This is a genomic window from Ruegeria sp. PrR005 (assembly GCF_010500245.1).
GTDB classification, from domain to species: Bacteria; Pseudomonadota; Alphaproteobacteria; order Rhodobacterales; family Rhodobacteraceae; genus Ruegeria_B; species Ruegeria_B marisflavi.
Genome location: NZ_JAAGOX010000032.1, coordinates 63,378 through 86,703, shown reverse-complemented (window position 1 = coordinate 86,703; position 23,326 = coordinate 63,378). Strand labels below are relative to the sequence as shown.

At 62.6% G+C, this 23,326-nt stretch carries 24 protein-coding genes; 10 read left to right on the top strand and 14 right to left on the bottom strand.

Features of this window, described 5'->3' with window-relative positions; translation table 11 throughout:
* Nucleotides 1–65 precede the first annotated feature (65 nt).
* The 3 genes from G0P99_RS15960 to G0P99_RS15950 are packed head-to-tail and all read left to right on the top strand — an operon-like array spanning nucleotide 66 to nucleotide 4,201.
* The gene (locus tag G0P99_RS15960; RefSeq protein ID WP_164131704.1) at nucleotides 66–1,052 is read left to right on the top strand and encodes a glycosyltransferase family 2 protein; all 987 of its coding nucleotides are present in this window, start codon (nucleotides 66–68) and stop codon (nucleotides 1,050–1,052) included.
* On the top strand, nucleotides 1,049–2,749 hold the full coding sequence (locus tag G0P99_RS15955; RefSeq protein ID WP_164131480.1) for a beta-1,6-N-acetylglucosaminyltransferase: 1,701 nt from the start codon (nucleotides 1,049–1,051) through the stop codon (nucleotides 2,747–2,749). Before G0P99_RS15960 ends, G0P99_RS15955 begins: the two co-directional genes overlap by 4 nt.
* Nucleotides 2,750–2,755: 6 nt before the next feature.
* On the top strand, nucleotides 2,756–4,201 hold the full coding sequence (locus tag G0P99_RS15950) for a nodulation protein NodH (protein WP_164131479.1): 1,446 nt from the start codon (nucleotides 2,756–2,758) through the stop codon (nucleotides 4,199–4,201).
* Here G0P99_RS15950 and G0P99_RS15945 read toward each other — a convergent pair.
* A complete protein-coding gene (locus G0P99_RS15945; protein WP_164131478.1) occupies nucleotides 4,198–5,106 on the bottom strand; it encodes a LysR substrate-binding domain-containing protein in 909 nt (302 codons plus the stop codon). The two genes, G0P99_RS15950 and G0P99_RS15945, sit on opposite strands and share 4 nt — an antisense overlap.
* 112 nt (nucleotides 5,107–5,218) lie before the next feature.
* On the opposite strand from G0P99_RS15945, the gene G0P99_RS15940 reads away from it, so the two are divergent.
* Nucleotides 5,219–5,503 carry a hypothetical protein gene (locus G0P99_RS15940; RefSeq protein WP_164131477.1) on the top strand — a complete coding sequence of 95 codons (285 nt, stop codon included), beginning with the start codon at nucleotides 5,219–5,221 and terminating at the stop codon, nucleotides 5,501–5,503.
* On the opposite strand, the gene G0P99_RS15935 is transcribed toward G0P99_RS15940, so the two are convergent.
* From G0P99_RS15935 to G0P99_RS15900, 8 genes are all read right to left on the bottom strand, one after another.
* Nucleotides 5,487–6,005: a murein L,D-transpeptidase family protein gene (locus tag G0P99_RS15935; RefSeq protein ID WP_164131476.1), complete on the bottom strand. Its 519-nt coding sequence runs from the start codon at nucleotides 6,003–6,005 to the stop codon at nucleotides 5,487–5,489. The genes G0P99_RS15940 and G0P99_RS15935 overlap by 17 nt on opposite strands.
* A gap of 62 nt (nucleotides 6,006–6,067) precedes the next feature.
* Nucleotides 6,068–6,853, bottom strand: a complete 786-nt coding sequence (locus G0P99_RS15930) for an ion transporter (RefSeq protein ID WP_164131475.1) — start codon at nucleotides 6,851–6,853, stop codon at nucleotides 6,068–6,070.
* 18 nt (nucleotides 6,854–6,871) lie between these two features.
* Nucleotides 6,872–8,104, bottom strand: coding sequence for a class I SAM-dependent RNA methyltransferase (locus G0P99_RS15925; RefSeq protein WP_164131474.1), 1,233 nt, complete (start codon nucleotides 8,102–8,104; stop codon nucleotides 6,872–6,874).
* Between the two features lie 39 nt (nucleotides 8,105–8,143).
* On the bottom strand, nucleotides 8,144–9,976 hold the full coding sequence (locus tag G0P99_RS15920) for an ABC transporter ATP-binding protein (RefSeq protein WP_164131473.1): 1,833 nt from the start codon (nucleotides 9,974–9,976) through the stop codon (nucleotides 8,144–8,146).
* Nucleotides 9,973–11,811, bottom strand: a complete 1,839-nt coding sequence (locus tag G0P99_RS15915; RefSeq protein ID WP_164131472.1) for an ABC transporter ATP-binding protein — start codon at nucleotides 11,809–11,811, stop codon at nucleotides 9,973–9,975. Before G0P99_RS15915 ends, G0P99_RS15920 begins: the two co-directional genes overlap by 4 nt.
* Nucleotides 11,812–12,008: 197 nt before the next feature.
* Complete coding sequence (locus G0P99_RS15910) at nucleotides 12,009–13,160, bottom strand: CCA tRNA nucleotidyltransferase (protein WP_164131471.1); 1,152 nt, start codon at nucleotides 13,158–13,160, stop codon at nucleotides 12,009–12,011.
* Entirely contained in the window at nucleotides 13,157–13,732 is a 576-nt protein-coding gene (locus G0P99_RS15905; RefSeq protein ID WP_239059847.1) for a CoA pyrophosphatase, read from the bottom strand. Before G0P99_RS15905 ends, G0P99_RS15910 begins: the two co-directional genes overlap by 4 nt.
* Nucleotides 13,733–13,748: 16 nt before the next feature.
* The gene (locus tag G0P99_RS15900) at nucleotides 13,749–14,729 is read right to left on the bottom strand and encodes an Hsp33 family molecular chaperone HslO (protein ID WP_164131469.1); all 981 of its coding nucleotides are present in this window, start codon (nucleotides 14,727–14,729) and stop codon (nucleotides 13,749–13,751) included.
* 77 nt (nucleotides 14,730–14,806) lie between these two features.
* Between G0P99_RS15900 and G0P99_RS15895 the strand changes: the two genes are divergently transcribed.
* Nucleotides 14,807–15,259 (top strand): NUDIX hydrolase, encoded by a 453-nt coding sequence (locus G0P99_RS15895; RefSeq protein WP_164131468.1) that lies wholly within the window; start codon nucleotides 14,807–14,809, stop codon nucleotides 15,257–15,259.
* Here G0P99_RS15895 and G0P99_RS15890 read toward each other — a convergent pair.
* Entirely contained in the window at nucleotides 15,246–16,481 is a 1,236-nt protein-coding gene (locus G0P99_RS15890; protein ID WP_164131703.1) for a PP2C family protein-serine/threonine phosphatase, read from the bottom strand. The two genes, G0P99_RS15895 and G0P99_RS15890, sit on opposite strands and share 14 nt — an antisense overlap.
* Before the next feature lie 204 nt (nucleotides 16,482–16,685).
* On the opposite strand from G0P99_RS15890, the gene G0P99_RS15885 reads away from it, so the two are divergent.
* Nucleotides 16,686–17,012, top strand: coding sequence for an Hpt domain-containing protein (locus G0P99_RS15885; RefSeq protein ID WP_164131467.1), 327 nt, complete (start codon nucleotides 16,686–16,688; stop codon nucleotides 17,010–17,012).
* Between the two features lie 6 nt (nucleotides 17,013–17,018).
* Here G0P99_RS15885 and ilvA read toward each other — a convergent pair whose 3' ends face one another.
* Nucleotides 17,019–18,245 carry a threonine ammonia-lyase IlvA gene (ilvA, locus tag G0P99_RS15880; protein WP_164131466.1) on the bottom strand — a complete coding sequence of 409 codons (1,227 nt, stop codon included), beginning with the start codon at nucleotides 18,243–18,245 and terminating at the stop codon, nucleotides 17,019–17,021.
* 153 nt (nucleotides 18,246–18,398) lie between these two features.
* On the opposite strand from ilvA, the gene G0P99_RS15875 reads away from it, so the two are divergent.
* The 3 genes from G0P99_RS15875 to G0P99_RS15865 all read left to right on the top strand — a co-directional run bounded on the left by G0P99_RS15875 (nucleotide 18,399) and on the right by G0P99_RS15865 (nucleotide 20,422).
* On the top strand, nucleotides 18,399–19,628 hold the full coding sequence (locus G0P99_RS15875) for an argininosuccinate synthase (RefSeq protein ID WP_164131465.1): 1,230 nt from the start codon (nucleotides 18,399–18,401) through the stop codon (nucleotides 19,626–19,628).
* Nucleotides 19,625–20,068, top strand: a complete 444-nt coding sequence (locus tag G0P99_RS15870; protein ID WP_370462810.1) for a DUF1810 domain-containing protein — start codon at nucleotides 19,625–19,627, stop codon at nucleotides 20,066–20,068. The genes G0P99_RS15875 and G0P99_RS15870 overlap by 4 nt, the downstream gene beginning before the upstream one ends.
* Before the next feature lie 75 nt (nucleotides 20,069–20,143).
* A complete protein-coding gene (locus G0P99_RS15865) occupies nucleotides 20,144–20,422 on the top strand; it encodes an SCP2 sterol-binding domain-containing protein (protein WP_164131464.1) in 279 nt (92 codons plus the stop codon).
* A gap of 10 nt (nucleotides 20,423–20,432) precedes the next feature.
* Here the strand turns inward: G0P99_RS15865 and G0P99_RS15860 are convergent, their stop codons facing one another.
* Both G0P99_RS15860 and G0P99_RS15855 read right to left on the bottom strand, forming a co-directional pair.
* Complete coding sequence (locus G0P99_RS15860; RefSeq protein WP_164131463.1) at nucleotides 20,433–20,834, bottom strand: VOC family protein; 402 nt, start codon at nucleotides 20,832–20,834, stop codon at nucleotides 20,433–20,435.
* An 81-nt stretch (nucleotides 20,835–20,915) separates the two neighbouring features.
* Complete coding sequence (locus G0P99_RS15855) at nucleotides 20,916–21,629, bottom strand: HAD family hydrolase (protein ID WP_164131462.1); 714 nt, start codon at nucleotides 21,627–21,629, stop codon at nucleotides 20,916–20,918.
* A gap of 163 nt (nucleotides 21,630–21,792) precedes the next feature.
* Between G0P99_RS15855 and msrA the strand changes: the two genes are divergently transcribed.
* Nucleotides 21,793–22,455 (top strand): peptide-methionine (S)-S-oxide reductase MsrA, encoded by a 663-nt coding sequence (gene msrA / locus G0P99_RS15850; RefSeq protein WP_164131461.1) that lies wholly within the window; start codon nucleotides 21,793–21,795, stop codon nucleotides 22,453–22,455.
* Here the strand turns inward: msrA and G0P99_RS15845 are convergent.
* Nucleotides 22,452–23,324 (bottom strand): ribokinase, encoded by an 873-nt coding sequence (locus G0P99_RS15845; RefSeq protein ID WP_164131460.1) that lies wholly within the window; start codon nucleotides 23,322–23,324, stop codon nucleotides 22,452–22,454. The genes msrA and G0P99_RS15845 overlap by 4 nt on opposite strands.
* Nucleotides 23,325–23,326 lie beyond the last annotated feature (2 nt).

Here is a 23,326-nt window from a genome sequence, read left to right as displayed (position 1 = left end):
GGTGCGGGCGGGCGCGCATAGATTGATGGTTGGATAACAGCGTGAGCCTTTGGGGATCGTATAAAATGCGGGTGCGGCGCAAGCGCCGCCTTTTGCGTTGCCTGCGCAAGTCGCGCGAATTGCGATCGGTCCAGAACAATACCGCCGCCATCCGTCCGGGCGATGTCCTGCTGGTCAGCACCGTGCGAAACGAGAAGATCCGCCTGCCGTACTTCCTTCGCTACTACCGCGATATGGGGATCGATCATTTCCTGATCGTCGACAACGACAGCACGGATGGTACACTTGCCTATCTGTCGGGCCAGTCGGATGTCTCGGTCTGGCATACCACCCACAGCTACAAGTCGGCGACCTTTGGCGTCGACTGGATGAACTGGCTGAAGCGGACCTATGCCCACGGGCACTGGGTGCTGGTCGTCGACCCGGACGAGTTCTTTATCTACCCATTCTGCGACACACGGCCGATCCAGGCCCTGACCGACTGGCTGGACAATTCCTCGATCCGGTCGTTCAGCGCCATGCTGATCGACCTTTATCCCAAGGGCAAGATCGACGAGACGCCCTATGTCGAGGGCCAGAATCCGCTGGATATCGCCAACTGGTTCGACAGCGGCAATTACACGATCAAGAAGAACCCCGATTACGGCAACCTGTGGATTCAGGGCGGCCCGCGCAGCCGGGTGTTCTTTCCCGACCGGCCCAAGAAGGCGCCGGCGCTGAACAAGATACCGCTGGTCAAGTGGGACAAGCGCTATGTCTATGTCAGTTCGACCCATGCACTGTTGCCGCGCGGCCTGAACCAGGTCTACGAGGAATGGGGCGGCGAAAAGGCCAGCGGCGCGTTGTTGCACACCAAGTTCCTGGACACCTTTACCCAGAAGGCGGCCGAGGAGCTGACGCGCAAACAGCATTACGCAAACTCGGTCGAATATACGGCCTATGCCGAGACGGTGAAATCGCAGCCCGACCTGTGGTGCAAGTGGTCCGAAAAATACATCAACTGGCGCCAGCTTGAGATTCTGGGCCTCATGTCCAAGGGGAACTGGGCATGAGCACGGTCGGTATCGTGATGCTGGTTCATACGGCGCTGGACAGGGCCCAGCAGGTGGCGCGTCACTGGACCGCCTCGGGCTGTCCGGTGGTCATCCATGTCGACAAGAAGGTTCCGCGCAAAACCTATCGCGCCTTTCACGACGCCTGCATCCAGGATCCGCTGATCCGGTTTTGCAGCCGCCACCGCTGTGACTGGGGTACATGGGGGATCGTGGCCGCGTCGCAATCGGCGTCCGAGCTGATACTGGCCGAGTTTCCCGACATCCGGCATGTCTATCTGGCGTCGGGTTCGTGCCTGCCGCTGCGCCCGGTGCAAGAGCTGATCGACTATCTTGCCAGCCGTCCGCGCACGGATTTCATCGAAAGCGCAACCACGGCGGACGTGCCCTGGACAGTGGGCGGGCTGGATCACGAGCGATTCACCCTGCGGTTTCCGTTCTCGTGGAAAAAGCAGCGCTGGCTGTTCGACAAATACGTGAACCTGCAACGGCGTCTTGGTTTCAAACGCAGGATTCCGGCGGGTATCGTGCCGCATATGGGCAGCCAGTGGTGGTGCCTGACCCGTCAGACCCTGTCGGCGATCCTGCAAGACCCCGAGCGGTCGACCTATGACCGCTATTTCCAAAAGGTCTGGATTCCCGACGAGAGCTATTTCCAGACTCTTGCCCGACAATATTCGAGCAGCGTCGAAAGCCGCTCGCTGACCCTGTCCAAGTTCGATTTCCAGGGCAAGCCGCATATTTTCTACGACGATCACTTGCAACTGTTGCGCCGGTCCGACTGTTTCGTCGCGCGCAAGATCTGGCCCCGCGCGCACCGGCTGTACGATGCGTTCCTGACCGACAAGACGGGCGCGATGAAGCGAACCGAGCCGAACCCGGGCAAGATCGACCGCATCTTTGCCAAGGCGGTCGAACGGCGGACCCGGGGGCGTGACGGGCTGTATATGCAGAGCCGATTTCCCCGGCACGGTAACGAGAACGGCCTGACCTCGAACCCGTATTCGATGTTCCAGGGATTCACCGAGTTGTTCGAGGATTTCGAACCCTGGCTGGCGCGGGCCACCGGCGCGCGGGTGCATGGCCATCTGTTCGGCCCCGAGCGGGTGGAGTTCGCGGGCGGCCAGACGATGATCAACGGCGCGCTCAGCGACAACGCAGCGATCCGCGATTATAATCCGATCAGCTTTCTGACCTCGCTGATCTGGAACACACGGGGTGAGCGGCAGTGCTTCCAGTTTGGCCCGGCCGACAACCAGGAAATCAACTGGCTGCTGGCACGCGATCCCAATGCGCAGATCTCGGTGATCACCGGCGCCTGGGCGGTGCCACTGTTCAAGTTGAACCGCAATTTCGCCGATATCCGCAAGGAAGCGGCCAAGCTGCAACAGACCGAGACCAAGCAGCTGGAGATTCTGCGATCGGTCTGGACCAAGGCGCGCGTGCGCATCTGGACCATGGCCGAATTCATCGAGGCGCCGATGGAACCGATCCAGACCATCGTGGACGAGATCGGGCCCGCCAACCCCCGCCGCCTGACCGAGGTGCCGACAATGGTCGACCTAACCGGCTTCGGACAGTTCCTGCAAAACCTCAAGAACCAGGGCATGCACCCCTATCTGATGGGTGATTTCCCGGTTGAACAGCCGCCGGTCAACACGCCGAAAACGAACCGTAAACCCTATCTGGTGCGATAAGCCCGAATGAGCAGCCCCTTTGATTACTTTGTCGTGTTCGCGGAGATGCGGACCGGCTCCAACTTTCTCGAAACCAACCTGAACGCGCTGGATGGCGTGGGCTGTTTCGGCGAGGCGTTCAATCCGCATTTCATCGGTTATCCGAACAAGACCGAGATCCTGGAAATCAGTCAGGCGATGCGCGATGCCGACCCCCAGTGCCTGCTGGATGCGATCCGGGATGCGCGCGGCATTCTGGGCGGGTTTCGTTATTTCCATGACCACGATCCGCGCATCCTGGATACGGTTCTAAGCGATCCGCGCTGCGCCAAGATCATCCTGACGCGCAATCCGCTGGACAGCTATGTGTCCTGGAAGATCGCCAAGGAGACCGGTCAGTGGAAGCTGACCAATATCAAGAAACGGAAAGAGGCACAGGCCCGGTTCGATGCCGAGGAATTCGCTCGCCATGTCGAGGAGTTGCAGGATTTCCAGGTATTCCTGTTGAACAGCCTGCAACGCGGCGGTCAGACGCCGTTCTACATCGCCTATGAAGACTTGCAGGACCTTGGCGTGCTGAACGGTCTGGCGCAGTGGCTGGGCGTTCCGGCGCGGCTGGAGGGGCTGGACGACAGTCTGAAACGGCAGAACCCCAGCCCTCTGACCTCGAAAGTGGTCAATGCCGACGAGATGATCCAGTCGCTGAGCGGTCTGGACCGGTTCAACCTGACCCGGACCCCGAATTTTGAACCGCGCCGAGGTCCGGCGGTGCCAACCTATGTCACCGGCGCGGTGACGCCGCTGATGTACCTGCCGGTCCGGGGCGGGCCCGAGGATGAGGTGCGGCGCTGGATGGCCGATCTGGATGGGGTGGTCGACGCGGCACTGGGCACCGGGCTGAACCAGAAACAGGTGCGCCAATGGCTCAAGGGCAACGAGGGGCACCGCTGTTTCACCGTGGTCCGGCACCCGCTGGCGCGGGCGCATGCGGCCTTTTGCTATCGTATCCTGAACAAGGGGCCGGGCTGTTTCACCAAGGTCCGCAACACGTTGCGGCGGCAGTTCAACCTGCCCATCCCCGAGGATACGCCCGGTGCCGACTATGGCCGCGCCGATCACCGCGCCGCGTTCGAGGCGTTTCTGGAATTCCTGCGGATGAACCTGGCCGGGCAGACCGCGATCCGTATTGACGGGTCATGGTGCAGCCAGGCGCAGGCCATCGGCAGCTTTTCGGATTTCGTCAACCCCGACCTGATCCTGCGCGAGGATGAAATGGCCGAGGCCCTGCCGGCGCTGGCACGGCGGTTTGGTCATACCGAACCGCCCGAACCCGCCATGGCACCAGCCGATACACCGGTTTCGCTGGCCGATATCTATGATGACGCGCTCGAGGCGCTGGCGGCGGATGTGTATCAGCGCGACTATATCGTTTTCGGCTTTGGCAAATGGTCAGACCGGACAACGGTCGGCTAGGTCGTGAGATCTGGAGCGAGATCGGCGCAGGTGCTGGCGGCCCAATCGCGGAACGCCCGCAGATGGGGTTTGTCCCACCGCTCGCGCCGACCAATCAGCACATAGCCCCCTTGCGGTGTGACACAGGTCATCTCGGGGAAGGGCAGCACCAGCGTCCCGGCCCTCAGCTCTTCGCGACACAGGGCAAGGTCCGCCATGACCACACCCGATCCCATCACGGCGGCCCTGGCGGCCATATCCAGATTGGGAAAGGTCGGGCCGCTGCTGGCATCCACGCCCTTCACGCCAAAATGGCTCAGCCAATGCGCCCAGTCCCGGCGTTGTGGTGTTTCGTGCAGCAGGACCATCCGCACCAGGTCTGCCGGTGAGGTCAGCCGCTGTTGGCTGAGAAGCTTTGGCGAACAGGCCGGGGCCAGAACCATCGGAAAAAGCGGCATACTGGCAATCTCGGCGGACCGGCCCGGAACATGTTCGACCGAAACACCAAGATCGTATTCGGTGCCGTCAAATCCCTTGGCGCTGTAGAACTCGGTGGTCAGGCGAACACGGATGTCGGGATGCGCGGCCTGGAACTGCTCAAGTCTCGGAAACAGCCATCGGATGGACAGCGCGGGCGGGCAGATGATCCGGACATCGCGGGTCATGGCAGAGATCTGTTCGGCTTCGCGCGCGATCCGGGCAAAGGTCTCGGTCAACACCGGCAGAAGCTGCCGCCCCGCTGCGGTCAGGTCAACGCCCCGGTGGTTGCGGTGAAACAGCGAGACGCCCAGATGCTCCTCCAACAGCTTGATGTGGCGGCTGACAGCGCCCCGGGTCACGCATAGTTCCTCGGCCGCGGCAATATAGCCGTTGTGGCGCGCGGCGGCTTCGAAGGCGCGCAATGCGTTCAGCGGCGGCAATCGCATCGCAAATCCTTTGGATCAGGTTTCCTGGTCCATGCTACGAGAAAGCTTGCGTTGAAGGCAAGCACATGCGTGCCCAATCTAAGGCTTGAAAGAGCCTATGACAGGAAACGCTATGGTACTGTGTGATACTTCACCGACACGCACCAAAACCCAGCCGCACGGGCGCGTCTGGCCCTTTGGATGGATCAGCTTTACTAGACACGAGCCAGATCTGGACTGCGCAACGCTGGAGGCCGAGCTTGTCCGCCTGGCCGAAAGTGGGCCGCATCTGCTGGCCGATATCGGGTTTCAGGTGGACCCCCGTCGCAGCACCGGCGCCACGACGGTGTGGGTCTCGCCAAAGAATGGTCTGGTCTTTGAACAACCGGGACCGGCAGCAGTCAGGCGCGCAGGGTAATGACCGTGCCGTCGCGCACCATGGCATAGATCTCTTCGATCTCGTCATTCTTGACCGCGATGCAGCCCGCGGTCCAATCTTGGGTTTTTTTCGCCCGTTTGCGTTCGCGCAGCAGGTTCGGCTCGCCATGAATGAAGATTTCGCCGCCCGGCCGTTTGCCCAGCGATTGGGCATATGCGACGTCGCGCGCGTTCGGGTACGAGATCCCCAGCGACAGGTGATACTTGCTGTTGGGGTTGCGACGGTCGATCAGATAGGTGCCTTCGGGCGTCTTGCCGTCGCCCTCGAACTGCTTGTGGCCGGCCGGGGCGAATCCAAGATCGACCTTGAATTCCTTCAGCACCTTTTGATCGTTCAACAGGTACATCTTGCGCGCACCCTTGTTGATCACGACCGAGGTGACCGCAGGCCCGTAATACCGGCGAAACTTGCTGTTCCCGCTGCCACAGGCCGACAAGCCCAGGGTGGCGATTGCGGCCAGACCAAAATGCCGACGATCCATTGTTCTCACTGCCCTATGTTTGTTTGAGCCACCGCATAGCGGCGAATCTCTGGTTTGCAAAATCACTTTTTGGTTTCGCCGAGCATCTTAATACGAGTTTCGATCTGATCCAAACGTGTCAGCACTTCGTCGCGATAGGCATCGGTGCGCACGCCGTCTTCGGCATGGTGGGCGTCCTGCATCGAGTTGACGATGAGGCCCACCAGCAGGTTCACCACCGCAAACGTGGTGATCATGATGAAGGGGACAAAGAACAGCCAGGCATAGGGGTAGACCTCCATCACCGGGCGGACGATTCCCATCGACCAGCTTTCCAGCGTCATGATCTGAAACAGCGTATAGGCCGACAGGCCCAGATCACCGAACCAGTCGGGAAAGCTGCTGGCAAAGAGCTTGGTGGCGATCACCGCGCCGATATAGAAGATGATGGTCATCAACAGGAACACGCTGGCCATGCCGGGCAGCGCGGTGATGAAGCCTTCGACCACGCGGCGCAGGCGCGGCGCGACCGAGATCACCCGAAGCACCCGCAGGATACGCAGCGCCCGCAGGACCGAGAGACCGCCGGCGCTGGGAACCAGCGCGATGGCGACCACGGTGAAATCGAAAAGGTTCCAGCCGTTGGTAAAGAAACGCCGCCCTTGTGCCGCCAGCTTCAGCCCGATTTCAGCGATGAAGATGGCAAGACAAGCATTGTCGATCGCCAGGATCAGGCCGCCCCAGTGCAGCATCAGATAGGGCGAGGTTTCCATCCCCAGCACCACGGCGTTGACCATGATGACAAGGGTGATGACCTGCCCGAATTGGGGACGGTCGATAAATGCCTGCAACTGCTGGCGAACCTGCATACCAAATGCTCCTTTTCCTCAACCGCCGATATGGGCAAGCGAGAAGGAGGCTGCAAGCTCCACATGTGCCGACCAGCGGAACTGATCGACGACCTGCACCCAATTCAGGCGATACCCGGCCTGAGTCAGCGTTTTGGCATCGCGGGCAAAGGTGACGGGGTTGCAGCTGACATAGGCGATGACCGGCGGCTTGGCGCGTGTCAGCTCAGTGACCTGCGCCTCGGCCCCGGCGCGGGGCGGGTCCAGCACCACGGCGTCGAAACGGCGCAACTCATCGGGCAGCAGCGGGCGGCGGAACAGGTCGCGCGCCTCGGTGCTGAGGCGTTTCAGCCCTTGCGCCCGGCGCCATCCCTGATCGAGCGCGGTCGTCATTGACGCCTCGCCTTCGACGGCGTGCACCTCGGCGGTTTCGGCCAGCGGCAGCGAGAAGGTGCCGCAGCCGGCAAACAGGTCAGCCACGCGTTTGGCACTTCCCACGATTTCGCGCACGGCCGAAAGCAGCGCCGCCTCGCCGTCTTTGGTCGCCTGAAGAAAGGCACCGGGTGGCGGCACGACATTCGCCTTGCCAAAACGCTGGACCGGGGAATGGCGGCTGGCGATCACCTCGCCCTCCCAGGCAAGCCGGGCCAACCCGTGCTGCTCGGCGATCAGGGCCAGCGATGCCTCGAACGGGCCATCGAGCGGCTTGCCGCCGCTGACCGACACGTCGAGCCCGGCCTCGGACAGGGTCAGCGTGACCGCCAGAACCCCTTTGCGGCTGCCCCCCAAAAGCGCCAGCGCCTGGGCCACCGGGATGGCGGCGAGCAGCGCTGGATCGAGGAGCTGGCAATCGGGGATTTCGGTGATCACATCAGAAGCGCGGCCATGGAACCCGGCCAACGTGCCTTTCTTGGTGCGGCGCACGGAGATGGTGGCGCGGCGGCGCGACCGGGGCGGCGAGGTGTGGATCGGGCGCAGCGCGGCCTCGACTCCCTGTGCGCTGAGCGCGGCGCGCACCACATCCTGTTTCCAGTCGGCAACAAAGGCGTCCGAGGCATGTTGCAACTGGCAACCACCACAGGCGCGGTAATGGCGGCAGGGCGGCGAAACCCGGTGCGGCGAGGGGGTGACAACCTGCATCTCGGCCAGCGTGTCGCCCTCGGGCGTGCCGCTGACCACCTCGCCCGGCAGGGCGCGCGGCACATAGATCGGTCCGGGGGCGATACCGTCGCCCTGATGGCCCAACCGGGTGATGGTGATTTCCTGTGTCATGGCTGCCTGATACAGGGGCGCGCGGCGCCGGGAAAGCCCCTACTCCGCCGCCTCGGTCCGGATAAACCCGCCCGACTGACGATGCCAGAACCGGGAGTAAAGCCCGTTTTTGGCCAACAGCGCATCGTGACTGCCGCTTTCGACGATGCTGCCCTGATCCAGCACCACGATCCGGTCCATTTCGGACAGGGTCGACAGGCGGTGCGCGATGGCCAGCACCGTCTTGCCTTCCATAACCCGGTGCAATGCGGCCTGTATCGACGCCTCGACCTCGCTGTCAAGCGCGCTGGTGGCCTCGTCCAGAACCAGGATCGGTGCGTCCTTGAGGATGGCGCGAGCCAGTGCGATGCGCTGCCGCTGACCGCCGCTGAGCTTGACCCCCCGTTCGCCCAGATGCGCATCATAGCCGCTGCGCCCGCGCGCATCCGCGAGTGACTGGATAAACTCATGCGCCTCTGCCTTTTTGGCGGCGGCGATCATCTGCTCTTCGGTGGCCTCGGGGCGGCCATACTTGATGTTGTCGCGGGCCGAGCGGTTGAACATCGCGGTTTCCTGCGTGACCGTGCCGATCTGGCGGCGCAGGCTGTCTTGTGTCACGGTCGCGATATCCTGGCCATCGATGCGGATCGTACCGGTTTCGGCGTCATAGAGCCTGAGGAGCAGCGACACGAGCGTCGATTTGCCCGCCCCCGATGCGCCGACGATACCCAGTTTTTCTCCCGGCGCGATGGTGAGGTTCAGCGCCTCGACCCCGCCGGTTTCGCGGCCATAAGCGAACCCCACATCGTCGAACACGATCTCGCCTCGGATCACGGCCAGTTCGGTGGCACCTCGCGCATCCTCGATCCGCACGACCTTGGCCAGGGTGTGCATGCCGTTCTCGACCTCGCCCACATTGGCGTAGAGCCCCATCAGCGTGAAGCTGACCCAGCCAGTCATCTGCGCGATGCGGACCGAGACAGAGCCCGCCGCCACGATATCGCCCGCGCTGGCCTGTCCGCCCTGCCACAGGAACAGCGTCGCCCCAATCAGCAGTACCGGCAGGACACCCGCCAGGAACATCAGGATGAACCGGAAACTGGCCGAGAGCCGCCCGAAATCCAGCGAGCGTTCGCGCAATTCGACCATGGTTTGACGGGCGGCGCTATCCTCTTGCGTGGCATGTGCGAACAGTTTGACCGTCTTGATATTGGTGATCGTATCGACCACCTGCCCCGACACCATCGCCCGCGCGCCTGCCCGTGCCGACGAGCGTTTGCGGATGCGAGGCAGATACCAGCGAACCAGGGTGAAATAGACCCCCAACCAGAGGACAAAGGGCACCATGACCAAGGGATGGATTGCCCCCAAAAGCACAAGGCTGCCCGCCAGCGAGGCTAGGGCAAAGACAACGGCGCTGATGGTTTCCGACACGACCGAGGCCAGGGCATTGGCCGTCTGCATCTGTTTCTGGGCGATGCGGCCAGCGAAATCGTCGTCGAAATAGCTGACCGACTGGCCCAGCGTCCAGCGGTTCAGCCGCGCCAGTACCAGCGGCGTGATATTCGGCATGACGATATAGTTGTTCGACAACGCCGAGAGGCCAAAGGCCGCGGGGCGGATCAGCATGAAGAACGCCGCCGCCCACAGGACCGGGCCAAGGTTCTCGGCGCTTAAGACGCCCCCTGGCCCGCTGTCGACGGCGGTGTCGATGACCTGACCCAGGATCCAGGCCGTACCCGCCTCGAACATGCCCGCAAGGGCCGAAAAGGCCGCCGCTGCAAACAGCGCGGGCCAGGCCCCGGTCAGGCACCAGCGGATGAACGCCCCCAGCCGTTGCGGCGGGGGCGTGTCCGTCTCACGGAACGGGTCGATGACGTCGGCCAGCCTCATTCGGCGGCCTCGGTGTTGAGGAACCCGCCCGATTGACGCGCCCAGAACTGCGCATAGACCCCGCCGCGCGCCAAGAGGTCGGCATGAGTGCCTTCCTCGACGATATGGCCCTGATCCAGCACCAGGATACGGTCCATCTGCGCGATGGTGCTGAGCCGGTGCGCGATGGCAATCACCGTCTTGCCCTGCATCATGCCATAGAGCGTGTCCTGAATGGCCGCTTCGACCTCGGAATCTAGCGCGCTGGTCGCCTCGTCCAACAGGAGGATCGGCGCGTCCTTCAGGATCACCCGCGCCAGCGTCACCCGCTGCCGTTGGCCACCGCTCAGCTTGACACCCCGTTCGCCCACATGCGCGTCATATCCGCGCCTGCCCTGCGGGTCTTCGAGATCGAGGATGAAGTCATGCGCCTCGGCCTGTCTGGCGGCGGCAAGCATCTCTTCCTCGGTGGCATCGGGACGACCATAGAGGATGTTGTCCCGCACCGAGCGATGCAACAGCGCGCTGTCCTGCTGTACCATGCCGATATGGCTGCGCAGGCTGTCCTGTGTCACCCGGGCAATATCCTGACCGTCGATCAGGATCCGGCCGCTGTCGGGGTCGTAGAACCTGAGCAGCAGCTTGACCAGCGTCGACTTGCCCGCGCCCGACCGGCCGATCAGGCCGATCTTTTCGCCCGGCGCGATGGTCAGGTCGATCCGGTCTAGACCGCCCGCGCCCCGCCCGTAGTGATGCGAAAGCTGCTGCAACTCGATCCGGCCCTCGGTCAGCCGCAGAGGCGCCGCGCCGGGCGCATCGACCAGGTCGATGGGCTGCGCGATGGTCTGCATCCCTTCGGCCACCACGCCCAATTGCCGGAAAAAGCTGGTCAGCGCCCACATGATCCAGCCGGTCATCGCATTGAGCCGCAGGGTCAGGGCCGAAGCGGCAGCTACGACACCAACGCTTGCCTGTCCCTGCATCCAGAGCGCGATGGCCCAGCCGACGACGCCAACGATCAAAAGCCCGTTCAGCGTGACCAGAACCACGTCCATGATCGTGAAGATCCGCATCTCCACCTGAAAGGTGCGGCGGGTTTCCTCGATCGCCTCGCGGGCGTATTCGAGCTCATGATTGCTGTGGGCGAACATCTTGACCGAGTGGATGTTGGTATAGCTGTCCACCACCCGCCCGGTCACGGTCGAGCGCGCGTCAGAAGCGGCCTGCGACGCAGGCCCCACCCGCCGGATGGTCCAGCGCACCAGCAGCGCGTAAAGCGCGAACCAGATCAGCAACGGCAGCAACAGCCGGATATCGGCGGCCATCAGCAAGACCGCCGCGCCCAGAAGATAGGCCAGCGAAAAGGAGATGGCGTCGAACACCTGAAAGATCACTTCACCCGCCGCTGGCGGGGTCTGCATGATCCGGTTGGCGATGCGCCCGGCAAAATCGTTCTCGAACCAGCCGACCGACTGGCGCAACACGTGCTTGTGCGCGCGCCAGCGAATCAGGGTTCCGAAATTGGGCAGGATCGCGTTATTCAACAGCAGCACATCGGCCACATGCAGCGCGGGCCTGATCAGCAGTACGAACAGCGCCAGCACGATGAACTCGGTACCGTACTGCGCCCAGACCTCGGCCGGTTCACCGTTCAGTACATCGACCACGCGGCCCATATAATAGATCAGCGCAATCTCGACCCCGGCCACGATGACAGACAACAGCGCGGTCCAGAAAAAGACCCGCAGGAACGGGCGAGAATAGTCCAGCAGAAAAGGCCACAGGCGGGTGGGCGGTGTATCGGTCTCGTCATAGGCGATGAAAGGATCGACGAGATTCTCGAAATAGCGAAACATGACGTATGCTCCAACTGAGCGGAAATCTTGGAAAATGCGAAGCAGGCGGCGTGCGGAACACCACCCCAAACGGGTCGGTTATTCCGGCTTAGCCGAACCAGAGCCCGTAATACATTCGCATCCCTCCTGTCAGGTTTCAGGGCCGACCGTAATCGGAAATGGACCGGTCTGTCACGAGGGAAAGTCTTGACCTTGCGTCAAAATTGGTCGGACAACAGCGCCGCGCGGTCAAGTGTGAAGCCAGACGAAATCCAGCGCGACTTGAGTTGTGCCAATTTTTCGCCCAGCGCCTTGCCGGAATAGGCAGGCATCAAGTCCTTGGCCGATATGGGAAAAATGGCCTCTGCGCCACGCTCCACCTCGGTCAGGCAAGCGGGATCAAAGGGCGTTTCCAGAAGTGCAGCGCGCAGCAGCAAGGCATCGCGGGCGGCAGCGATCCCTAATTCGTGACCAAGCTCACCCGGCGAGGCAGTGCCCGGCACCGCTGCCCGCAACCGGGCCAGCGCCGTCATCTGCGCCTTGCTCAGCCGCAGGTTCTCCATCACTTCGGGTTCGCCCAGCGCCGCAAGGCGGCGGATTGGATCGGCGGGCAGATTGCCTTCGAGATGGACCAGCGGGGCAAGCGCGCGGTCGTCCGCGCCGGGCAGAATCTGCGCCAGCACTCCTGTCGTGCGCATCACCGCCACCGCGGGCGCCGGGTCGGGGGCGCCGAGCAACTTCAACAACTCGGCCCCGACCCGTTCACGCGACAGCCGGGCCAGCCCGTCGAGATTGGCGGCTATTGCGGCCAGCGCATCGGCATCGAACCCGGCACCGTCATCGCCATACCAGGCGTGAAAGCGGAAATAGCGCAGCGAGCGCAGGTAATCCTCGCGGATACGGTCGGTGGCATTGCCGATAAACCGGACCCGGCGCGCTTGCAGGTCGGGCAGGCCATCGAGCGGGTCCAGAATGCTGCCATCCGGCCGGGCATAAAGCGCGTTCATGGTGAAATCGCGCCGCGCCGCATCCTCGTGAAGCGACTCCGAAAACGCCACCACCGCACGGCGCCCATCGGTTTCCACATCGCGGCGAAAGGTGGTGACCTCGTGCGGGATACCACCTTTGACCAGCGTCACGGTGCCATGTTCGATACCGGTCGGGATTGCCTTGATCCCGGCCGCCTTGGCCAGCTCGATCACCCGTTCGGGCCGGGCGTCGGTGGTGATGTCGATATCACTGACCGGGGCGCCCAGCAGTGCGTTGCGAACGCAACCGCCGACAAACAGCGCCTGCGCGCCGCCATCGGTGAGGACCCGGCAGACCGCCTGCGTCGCCTTATGGGTCAGCCAGGGGTCGGTGATCTTCATTCGTCCTGCATCCTTGCCGCCAGTCCGCGCAGCATCCGCGCGGTCGCGCCCCAGATGTAATAGGGGCCCCAGGGCACAGTATAGTAATGCCGCCGCTGTCCGCGCCAGCGGCGCGACTGGACCGAGTAATTCCCCGGCGCCATGAGATGAGACAGGGGAACGGTAAACACCTCTTCGACCTCGCCCGGCTCGGGCCGGATGTCGAACCCGTGCTCGATCACGGCCACCACCGGCGTCACCATGAACGAGGTCACGGTTTCATGCGCGGGCAACGTGCCCAGCACCTGCGGCAGATCGCGCGGCAGGCCGATTTCCTCATGCGCCTCGCGCAGGGCCGCGGCGATCACATCGGCATCGCCCTCGTCCTGCTTGCCGCCCGGAAAAGCGATCTGGCCGGGATGGTGTTTCAACGCCGAGGAGCGTTTGGTCAGGATCACCCGTGGCGCACCCTGCGCCAGCGTGACCGGCACCAGCACCCCGGCCGGGCGCAGCTTGCGGCCCTCGGGCAAAACGGTTCCGGGGTTCAGATCGAAATCGCTCGACCCCGGCCCAGGCCGCGACAGCGCCGCCAACAGAGAGGCGACCGGATCATTCACCCTGGTTCGCCTCGAACCCGAGGCTCTCGGGATCCAGAATGTAATGAGCACCGCAGAACTGGCAATCGGCAGTGACCATGCCGTCATCGGTTGTCATATGGCCGATGTCCTTTTGCGAGTAGATCGACAGGCTTTGACGCACCCGATCCTCGGAACAGGTGCAGCCGAAGCGAACCGATTGCGAATCGTAAACGCGCGGCTGTTCCTCGTGGAACAGGCGCACCAGCAAGTCGGTCGGCGGTAGGGCCGGCCCGATCAGCTCCAGCTCTTCGACAGTGTCGAGCAGGATATTGACGCGGTTCCAGTTCTCGCCCTCTTCGCCATCGACAAGATCGTCGGCGCTCAGGATATCGCCGTTACCGGGACCGCTGGCGGCAAAGGGTGACGCCTTGGGCATGTGTTGCAGCATGATGCCCCCGGCGCGCCAGTGTTCGGGCACACCCGGTTCGATGGACTTGCCAAACCGCAGCACGAACCGCGTGGGCAATTGTTCAGACTGGGCGAAATAAGCCTCGGCACAGGCGCTGAGCGATCCGCCCGCCAGCGGCGTGATACCCTGATAGGGTTGGGTGCCCTTGCCCTGGTCGATCAGGATCGCGAAATACCCTTTGCCGATCTGCGCAAACGGCGCCTCGTTGGTCAGGCGGTCGCGGTCGAAACTGGCGTAGGCGCGGATGCGCGCCGGTTCGCCCTCAACCTTGGGGGCGTAATAGTCGGTGGCGATCATCCGCACCGGGCCGTTCGACTGCACCTGAAGCGACAGTTTCCAGCGCAGCTTGATCGTCTGGCCGATCAGCGCGGTCAACAGGGCCATTTCGGCCACCAGCGCCTCGACCACGGGCGGGTAGTCGTGCTGTTTCAGGACGCCCTCGAGAACCCCGTCAAGCCGGGCGATACGGCCGCGCATCTGGGGCAAATCCAACTGAAAAGGCAGGACCGTGTCGTCCCACGCGATTTTGGTTCCGATAGTCATGGGGTTTCCTTGTACGCCAGGTCTTGGCATATCGCGACCATATAGGGTCGGACAAGCCGCGTTGAAAGGGGCCTTACATGATCAGACGTTTCGGTGAAACCCCGGAACCGGGGCGGACATATATCCGCCGGGTTGGCGCCTATGCACTGTTGCCGCGCGGTGATGCGCTGCTGTTGACGTGCCAGGCCGATCCGGACCCGGACCTGCAACTGCCGGGCGGGGGCATCGACCCGGGCGAATCGCCAATCACCGCCCTGCACCGCGAGGTCTATGAGGAAACCGGCTGGCTGATCGCGGCACCGCGGCGCGTCGGCACGTTCCGGCGGTTCACCTATATGCCGGAATACGACCTGTGGGCCGAAAAGATCTGTCTGATCTACTCTGCCCGGCCGGTGCGCCGCCTCGGACCGCCGACCGAACCGGCCCATACCGCGCTGTGGATGGCCGCCGACGCGGCGGTCGAGGCGCTGGGCAACGCGGGCGACCGGCACTTTGCCGCCCGGCACCTTCGCCGTCTCAGGGACCGTTGAACTCCAGGAACGTGGCTGAAACGTCGTCTTCCAATCCGTGTTCGGCCGACATGACCTGTGTCAGCCGCCAGAACAGGTCATCCAGAAACTCCTGCCCGCCCTGTTGCGGATCGCAGTCGCGAACCAGGCTCAGCAAACCCTCGGGTTCCAGCATTTCGCCGTTTTCCAGCCGACATTCCGTGAAACCGTCGGAGTAAAGCAGCAGGCGGTCGCCGGGATGCATCTGGGTCTGGTACTGCGTATAGGGGATATCCGGCAACAGACCGATCGGAACGCCGCCCTCGCCAATGAACTCAGCACTGCCATCGGCACGCAGCAGCAAAGGGTGCGGATGCCCGGCCTGCACCATCTTCAACAGCCCGCTGCGCAGATCCATGATGGCGTAGACCATGGTAAAGTATTCCTCGATCCCGGCATCTGCGATCAGGCGCGAGTTCAGCGTGCTGGCCACCTCCTGCGGTGGGCGCAGCGCATAGAATTTGCCGAATCGTTTTTCCATCGCGACGTTCTGGTCGAAATAGAGGCTCGACAGATACCCCCCAAGCCGCGCAGTCATCATGGCGGATGTAATGCCATGGCCGGATACGTCGATGCTGTAGAATCCCAGCCGGTTCTCTCCGGGAGAGAACATACCGACCAGATCGCCGCCGATATGACCGCAGGGCTTCAACAGCAGGCTGACCCGCGACCTGCCAAAGTCGCGGCTGAACTCCGGCACCAGGGATTCCTGGATCTTGCGGGCCTGTATCAGGTCCTTGTCGATGGCGTCATGCGCGACTTTGAGCTCGTCCAGCGCGCGGGCGATCATCTGGTTCTTGCGCGACAGTTCTCGCTGCATTCCCAGGATCCGGTCACCTGCGGAAATCCGCGCGCGCAATTCGTCGGCATCGACCGGCTTGATCAGGAAATCGTCGGCGCCCGCATCCAGCCCCTGGGCCACCTCGTTCTTTTCGCTTTTGGAGGTGAGCAGGATGAAATAGCAGTACTTGTCCGAATTCAGCCGCCGGAACGTGCGGCAGAATTCAACCCCGGTCATCCCGGGCATGACCCAATCGCTGAGGATCAGATCCGGCATCGACTGCGCGCAGATTTCCATCGCCTGCTCGCCGCTGTCGGCCTCTATCACGTCAAAGCCCCATTTCTTGAGAGAGCTGGACAGAATCCGACGCTGCAACCGACTGTCGTCGACAACCAGAACCTTGTGGATTGCCCCCGGCTCCATCTCGGCATGGGCCTCCAATTCCCTACCCTGCAACACTTATCCCGACCCTGAACACACCAAAAGCTGATAACAGACAGGTTTGGAACACGCCCCTTAACATCCGGTGAAACGGACAATTCTAACCAGTTGTCCAGACCTCTTAACCCGGTGTTTACCGTCAATGTCCTAACCAAGAGTGAAGCAGAAGCTGGTCGGAGGCGTGTCATGATCAATTGGCCCCGCATTGCGCAACTCAGGGACGAGATCGGCGCCGAGGATTTCGGCGAAATCGTACAGCTGTTTCTGGAAGAGGTGGAAGAGGTGATTGACCGGATGCGGGACAGTCCCGATCCGGACAGGTTGGAGAGCGATCTTCACTTCCTGAAGGGCAGTGCGCTCAACCTCGGATTCAGATCATTTTCCACCCTGTGTCAGGATGGAGAACGAATGGCCGCCGCAGGCAGGGCGAACGAGGTCGATGTTGCGGCGGTGGTCCTGAATTTCGAGCAGTCGCGCGACCTGTTCCAGGCGGAACTGGCCGCGCATGTGTAAGCGCGCTCAGATCACGAATTGCGCCAGCGTTTCGTTGCGGGTGATGTCGGTATAGGTGAACCCGGCTTCGTCCAGACGGGCATAGAGCCGCTCGAAATTCTCAGGTTTGCTGGTCTCGATACCGATCAGGACAGAGCCGAAATTGCGCGCCGATTTCTTCATATATTCGAACCGGGCGATATCGTCATCCGGTCCAAGGATGTTCAGAAACTCCTTCAGCGCGCCGGGACGTTGCGGCAGACGCAGCAGGAAGTATTTCTTGACCCCCGAATAACGCTGCGCGCGCTCCTTGACCTCGGGCAGGCGTTCGAAATCGAAATTTCCCCCCGAGGTGACACAGACCACCGTCTTGCCCCGGATGAAGCTTTGCACATCCCCGACCGCCTCGACCGACAGCGCGCCGGCGGGTTCCAGCACGATACCCTCGACATTCAGCATCTCGATAATGGTGGTACAGATCCGGTCCTCGGACATCACAAGCACATCCGACATGTGCCGGGACTTCAGCAGCTCGAATGTCTTTTCCCCAATCCGCCCGACCGCCGCGCCGTCAACGAAATTGTCCACATGGTCGAGCGTCACCGGATGCCCCGCCGCCAGCGCCGCGCGCAGACAGGCGCCGCCCTCGGGCTCGACAAAGATGCAATGGCTGCGATCCCCGAACCAGGTCGCCACCCCCGCCGACATTCCACCGCCACCCACCGGCAGCACCACATGGTCCGGCACGCCGCCCAGCTGTTCCTCGATCTCGACGGCCAGCGAGGCCTGCCCCTCGATCACATCGGCATCGTCGAAGGGTGACAGGAAATGGCCACCCTCCTGCGCGCACCAGGCCTGCGCCGCCGCCAGCGTCTGGTCGAAATAGTCGCCAGTCAGATGAATTTCGATCTGATCGCCGCCGAACATGCGGGTTTTCTGGATCTTCTGCTGCGGCGTGGTCACCGGCATGAAGATCACACCGCGCACCCCCATGTGCCGACACATATAGGCCACGCCCTGTGCATGGTTACCCGCACTGGCACAGACGAACAGCCCCTGCCCCGGCTGCTTGCGCATCGCGTTGAACGCACCGCGGATCTTGTAGGAGCGCACTGGGCTCAGATCTTCGCGCTTGAGCCAGATATCGGCGCCATAACGCGCCGACAGATGGTCGTTGCGCTGCAACGGCGTGGCGGGAAAGACATCGCGCATCGCCTGTTCGGCGGCGCGGGCACGGGACATGAAATCGCTCATTCCGCCTGACTGCCGCAACCCCGCGCCCGAGGCAAGGAATACATTGGTGTGCCGCCGGTTGCTCCCGATTTCGTCGCACATCCGACGCCACAACTTGCCCCCAACCGCAAAACCCGCTAGGCCCCACACGTCATGCGTTTAAGGGGAAATCCGATGTCCGCGCCCAAGAAAGTTGTCCTGGCCTATTCCGGTGGCCTCGATACCTCGATCATCCTGAAATGGTTGCAGACCGAATATGGCTGCGAGGTTGTCACCTTTACCGCCGATCTCGGCCAGGGAGAGGAACTGGAACCCGCCCGCAAAAAGGCCGAGCTGCTGGGCATCAAGCCCGAGAACATCCATATCGAGGATGTGCGCGAAGAGTTCGTGCGCGACTTTGTCTTCCCGATGTTCCGCGCCAATGCGGTGTACGAGGGGCTGTATCTTCTGGGCACCTCGATCGCGCGGCCGCTGATCTCGAAACGTCTAGTCGAGATCGCCGCCGAACACGGCGCCGATGCGGTGGCCCACGGCGCCACCGGCAAGGGCAACGACCAGGTGCGGTTTGAACTTTCCGCCTATGCGCTGAACCCCGAGATCAAGGTGATCGCGCCCTGGCGCCTTTGGGACCTGACCAGCCGCACCCGCCTGCTGGAGTTCGCCGAACAGAACCAGATCCCGATCGCCAAGGACAAGCGCGGCGAGGCGCCGTTCTCGGTCGATGCGAACCTGCTGCACACCTCGTCCGAGGGCAAGGTGCTGGAGGATCCGGGCGTCGAGGCGCCCGATTATGTCGCCCAGCGCATCGTTGCGGTCGAAGACGCCCCCGACACGCCCGAGTTCATCGAGATCACCTTTGAAAAGGGTGACGCGGTGGCGATCAACGGCGAGGCGATGTCGCCCGCGACCATCCTGACCCGTCTGAACGAGTTGGGCGGCAAGCACGGTATCGGCCTGTTGGACTTTGTCGAAAACCGCTTTGTCGGTATGAAGTCGCGCGGCGTTTACGAGACCCCCGGCGGTACCATCCTGCTTGAGGCGCATCGCGGCATCGAACAGATCACGCTGGACAGCGGCGCTGGCCACCTCAAGGATTCGATCATGCCCCGCTATGCCGAGCTGATCTATAACGGCTTCTGGTTCAGCCCCGAGCGCGAGATGCTGCAAGCCCTGATCGACAAGAGCCAGGAGCATGTGTCGGGCACCGTCCGGCTGAAACTCTACAAGGGCTCGGCACGTACCGTCGCCCGCTGGTCGGATCACTCGCTCTATTCCGAAAAGCACGTGACCTTCGAAGAAGACGCAGGCGCCTATGACCAGCAGGATGCCAAAGGTTTCATCCAGCTGAACGCACTGCGGCTGAAACTGATCGCCACCCGCAACCGTCGCGTCGCGGACAAGTGAGCGCCGAAGACGACTTTGACGAAGACGACGAGCTGGAGATGTTCGTCGAAGCGCAGGACACCGTTTGGCCGGATGTCCTGCGCGAACTGACTGCGGGACAGAAGACAAGCCACTGGATGTGGTTCGTCTTTCCGCAACTGGCCGAACTGGGCCGGTCGCATATGGCACAGCTCTACGGGATCGGGGATCTCGACGAGGCCGCCGCCTATCTGGCTCACCCCATATTGCGCGCCCGCCTGGTCGAGGTCAGCCGCCTGATGCTTGGCCACACCGGCAAACGGCCCGAAGATATCCTGGGCAGTATCGACGCCAAGAAACTGCGCTCCTCCATGACCCTGTTCGCTGCGGTGCCGGACGCGCCGGGCGAGTTCCGCGCGGTTCTCGATGCTTTCTACGACGGATCGCCCTGCCCCCTGACCCAACGCACGCTGGGCGGCTGACCCTGCCGCTTGGTCAATCTTGCCAAGCGCGGGCCGGTTTCTTACCGCTTTTCCCAGCAACATGAGGGGCCGGATATGCTTCAGGATATCGCCGACAAGATGCAGGCCGAACTGGCGGGCAAAAACTTTGACGGATCGCTGAAATTCGATTGCGGCGAGGATGGCGTGATCGTTCTGGCCGACAACACCGCCAGTACCCAGGATCGTGACACCGATTGCACCATCCGTCTGAGCCAGGACAATCTGGTCAAGCTGCTGACCGGCAAGCTGAACCCGATGACCGGAGTGATGATGGGCAAGCTCAAGATCAGCGGCAATATGGCTGTGGCGATGAAGCTGGGGCAGCTCCTGTAACGGCCTGCGTTCAGGGCCTGCCGTCTGTAAACTGGACCAGATCCCAAAGCGTGCCGTAAAGATCGCGGAACACCGCCACGATGCCATAGGGTTGCGCCTTGGGTTCGCGGACAAATTCGATACCCTGATCGCGAAACGCCTGGTAGTCGCGCCAGAAGTCATCCGTTCTCAGAAACAGGAACACCCGTCCCCCGGTCTGATCGCCGATGTATCGGGCCTGATGCGCGTCGGACGCCCGCGCCAGCAGGATCGAACAGCCATCCGCGCCCGGCCGCACCACGACCCAGCGCTTGTCCTGTTCCGGCTGATAGCTGTCCTCGACCAGCTCGAACCCCAGCTTGCCGACATAAAAATCGATGGCCTCGTCATAATCCCGCACCACCAGCGCGACATGAGCCAGAGATCTGCGCATCGATAGCCCTTTCCTCTTGCCCAAAATATCCCGGGGTGAATGCGCCAAAGGCGCAGAGGGGCAGCGCCCCTTAACCCCGATTCAGATCTTTTCGGCCTTCATCCGTTCGTAAAACGGCAATGCCGCATCCAGCACCGGTTGCAGCGTCTCCGGCACCTCGGGCAACTCCCCCTCGGGACCTGCAAACCCGGTCGAGTTCCAGACCGCCCCGTACCAATGCCGCGCCCAGACACCATCGTCCTTGTGGCCACCCTTGGGCCAGCTCAGCATATGCGGCGACCACGGCACGCCGATCCGGTCACAAAGCCGTTCCAGCATTCGCGCCGGATCCTCGCGAATATCGTGGCTGTCGATCACCACCGGGTCGCCGCCCCAACCCGACACCTCGTCAAACAGCTCTGCCTGCTGAGCGAATCCGATATCTTCAAGCGTCGGGTTTTCGCGTTTCTCGGCATAGCTGGCGATCACACGCGCCGGATGGCGGATCAGGAACACGTTGCAGACCGACCGCATCCAGTCGCGCGGGATGCCGGGGATCATGTGCTGGGTCATGTGTTTCTGGTACCAGAACGGCCGCGCGCCCGGATTGGCGCCAACCAGCATCGCCGCCACCTGTTCAGGGTCCTGCGGCTGCGCGGCCAGAACCTCTTCCCGCATCGGGTGGTTCAACCCGGTCATCGCCAGATAGGCGGCATAGAACGGCTCGTCGATCACCGCGCAATCGGTCCGGGCGCCAAAGGCGTACATCATCGCCGTCGACAGGTTGCGCGGCCCCGACCACATCGCGATTTTCATCCCTGCCCCCCTCAAGGTGTGAATTCGCGGGCAAGCTATCTGCCCCGCCCACGGGTTCCAAGGGGTAAACCACCGATCAACAGAGCGTGACAAACCATGTCGGCAGCTTGTCGCACGGGTCCGATCGCGGCAGCCTGAAGATATCTGCAAGAGGAGGTCCGCAATGTCCCCGATCCAGACGCTTAAACCCATCGCCCTTGTTACCGCCATGGCACTGGCATCCGTGCTGCAACCCGCCCCTGCACGGGCGGCCCCCGCCGAGACACTGACGGTCGCGGGCGGCTGTTTCTGGTGTGTCGAATCCGATTTCGAACAGGTGCCCGGCGTTCTGGGTGCAGTGTCCGGCTATACCGGCGGGACGGTCGAGAACCCCACCTACAAGCAGGTCACGCGCGGTGGCACTGGCCACTATGAGGCAGTACAGATCACATTCGACCCCGACCGGGTTTCACGTGAACGCCTGCTGCATCTGTTTTTCCGCTCGGTCGATCCAACGGATGCAGGTGGTCAGTTCTGTGATCGCGGCGACAGCTATCGCACCGCGATATTTGTCTCTAACAAAGAGGAATCCGCGCTTGCGGCCCAAGCAAGGGCCGAGGCCGAAGCTCAGTTGGGACAAAAGGTCGTAACCCCGGTTCTGGATGCTGGGCCCTTTTATCCGGCAGAGGCGTATCATCAGGACTATTACAAGGGCGACAGCCTTGTGCTCACCCGGTTCGGCCCAAAACGACAGCACACGGCGTACAAGCTTTATCGCAATTCCTGTGGCCGCGATGCGCGGGTGAAACAGCTTTGGGGCGATGCAGCACCCTTTGCGGGCAGCTAGAACCGCGCCTCCAAAACCTCTTTCAGGTCGGGGATCACATCCGCGGTTCCGTGGCGCATCACCATCAGCGCGGCGGCGCGCATCGCCTGAGCAATCGCCTGCGGCATCGGAAGGCCGCGATCCATCCCGGACAGGACATAACCGGTAAAGGTATCACCTGCCCCGGTGGTATCGACCGCCTTGACCTTATGCGCCGGATATTCCGCCATTTTCCCCTGACTAGTGTCGAAATAGCGCGCACCTTTGGATCCCAGGGTGACGATGACATGCTGCACCGGCAACTGATCCGGCGACAGGCCGGTCGCCTGTTGCAACTGCTCGGCCTCAACCGCGTTCAGGATCAGGAAATCAAGCCATGGCAGAACATCGCGCACCGCCTGCGCGTCAAACGGGGCGGCGGCATAGCACACGGTCAGGCCGCCTTCGCAACCCAATCGCGCCGCTTCGATCTGGGCGCTGGTCTCGTTCTGCATCACCAGCAGGTCACCCGGCACGGCATCCGCCAGCACGCTGGCGACCCGCTCGGGTGATATCGCCCGGTTGGCCCCGGGCAACAGAACGATCAGGTTCTCGCCACCCGGCTCGACCGCGATGATGGCATGGCCCGTGGGCGCCTCTAGCGTCGCGATATGGCGGGTATCGACGCCATATTCGGTCAGCCGGTCGATGGCCCAGCGCCCATCCGGCCCCACCGCTCCGATATGGTGCACATGCGAACCCGCGCGGGCGGCGGCCACCGACATATTGGCACCCTTGCCGCCCAGAAACCGCTCCATCCCCGAAGCGGCCAGCGTTTCCCCCGGCCCGGGCAGATGCGGCACGGCATAGACCATGTCCGCATTGATCGAGCCGAGGTTCCAGATCGCCATGG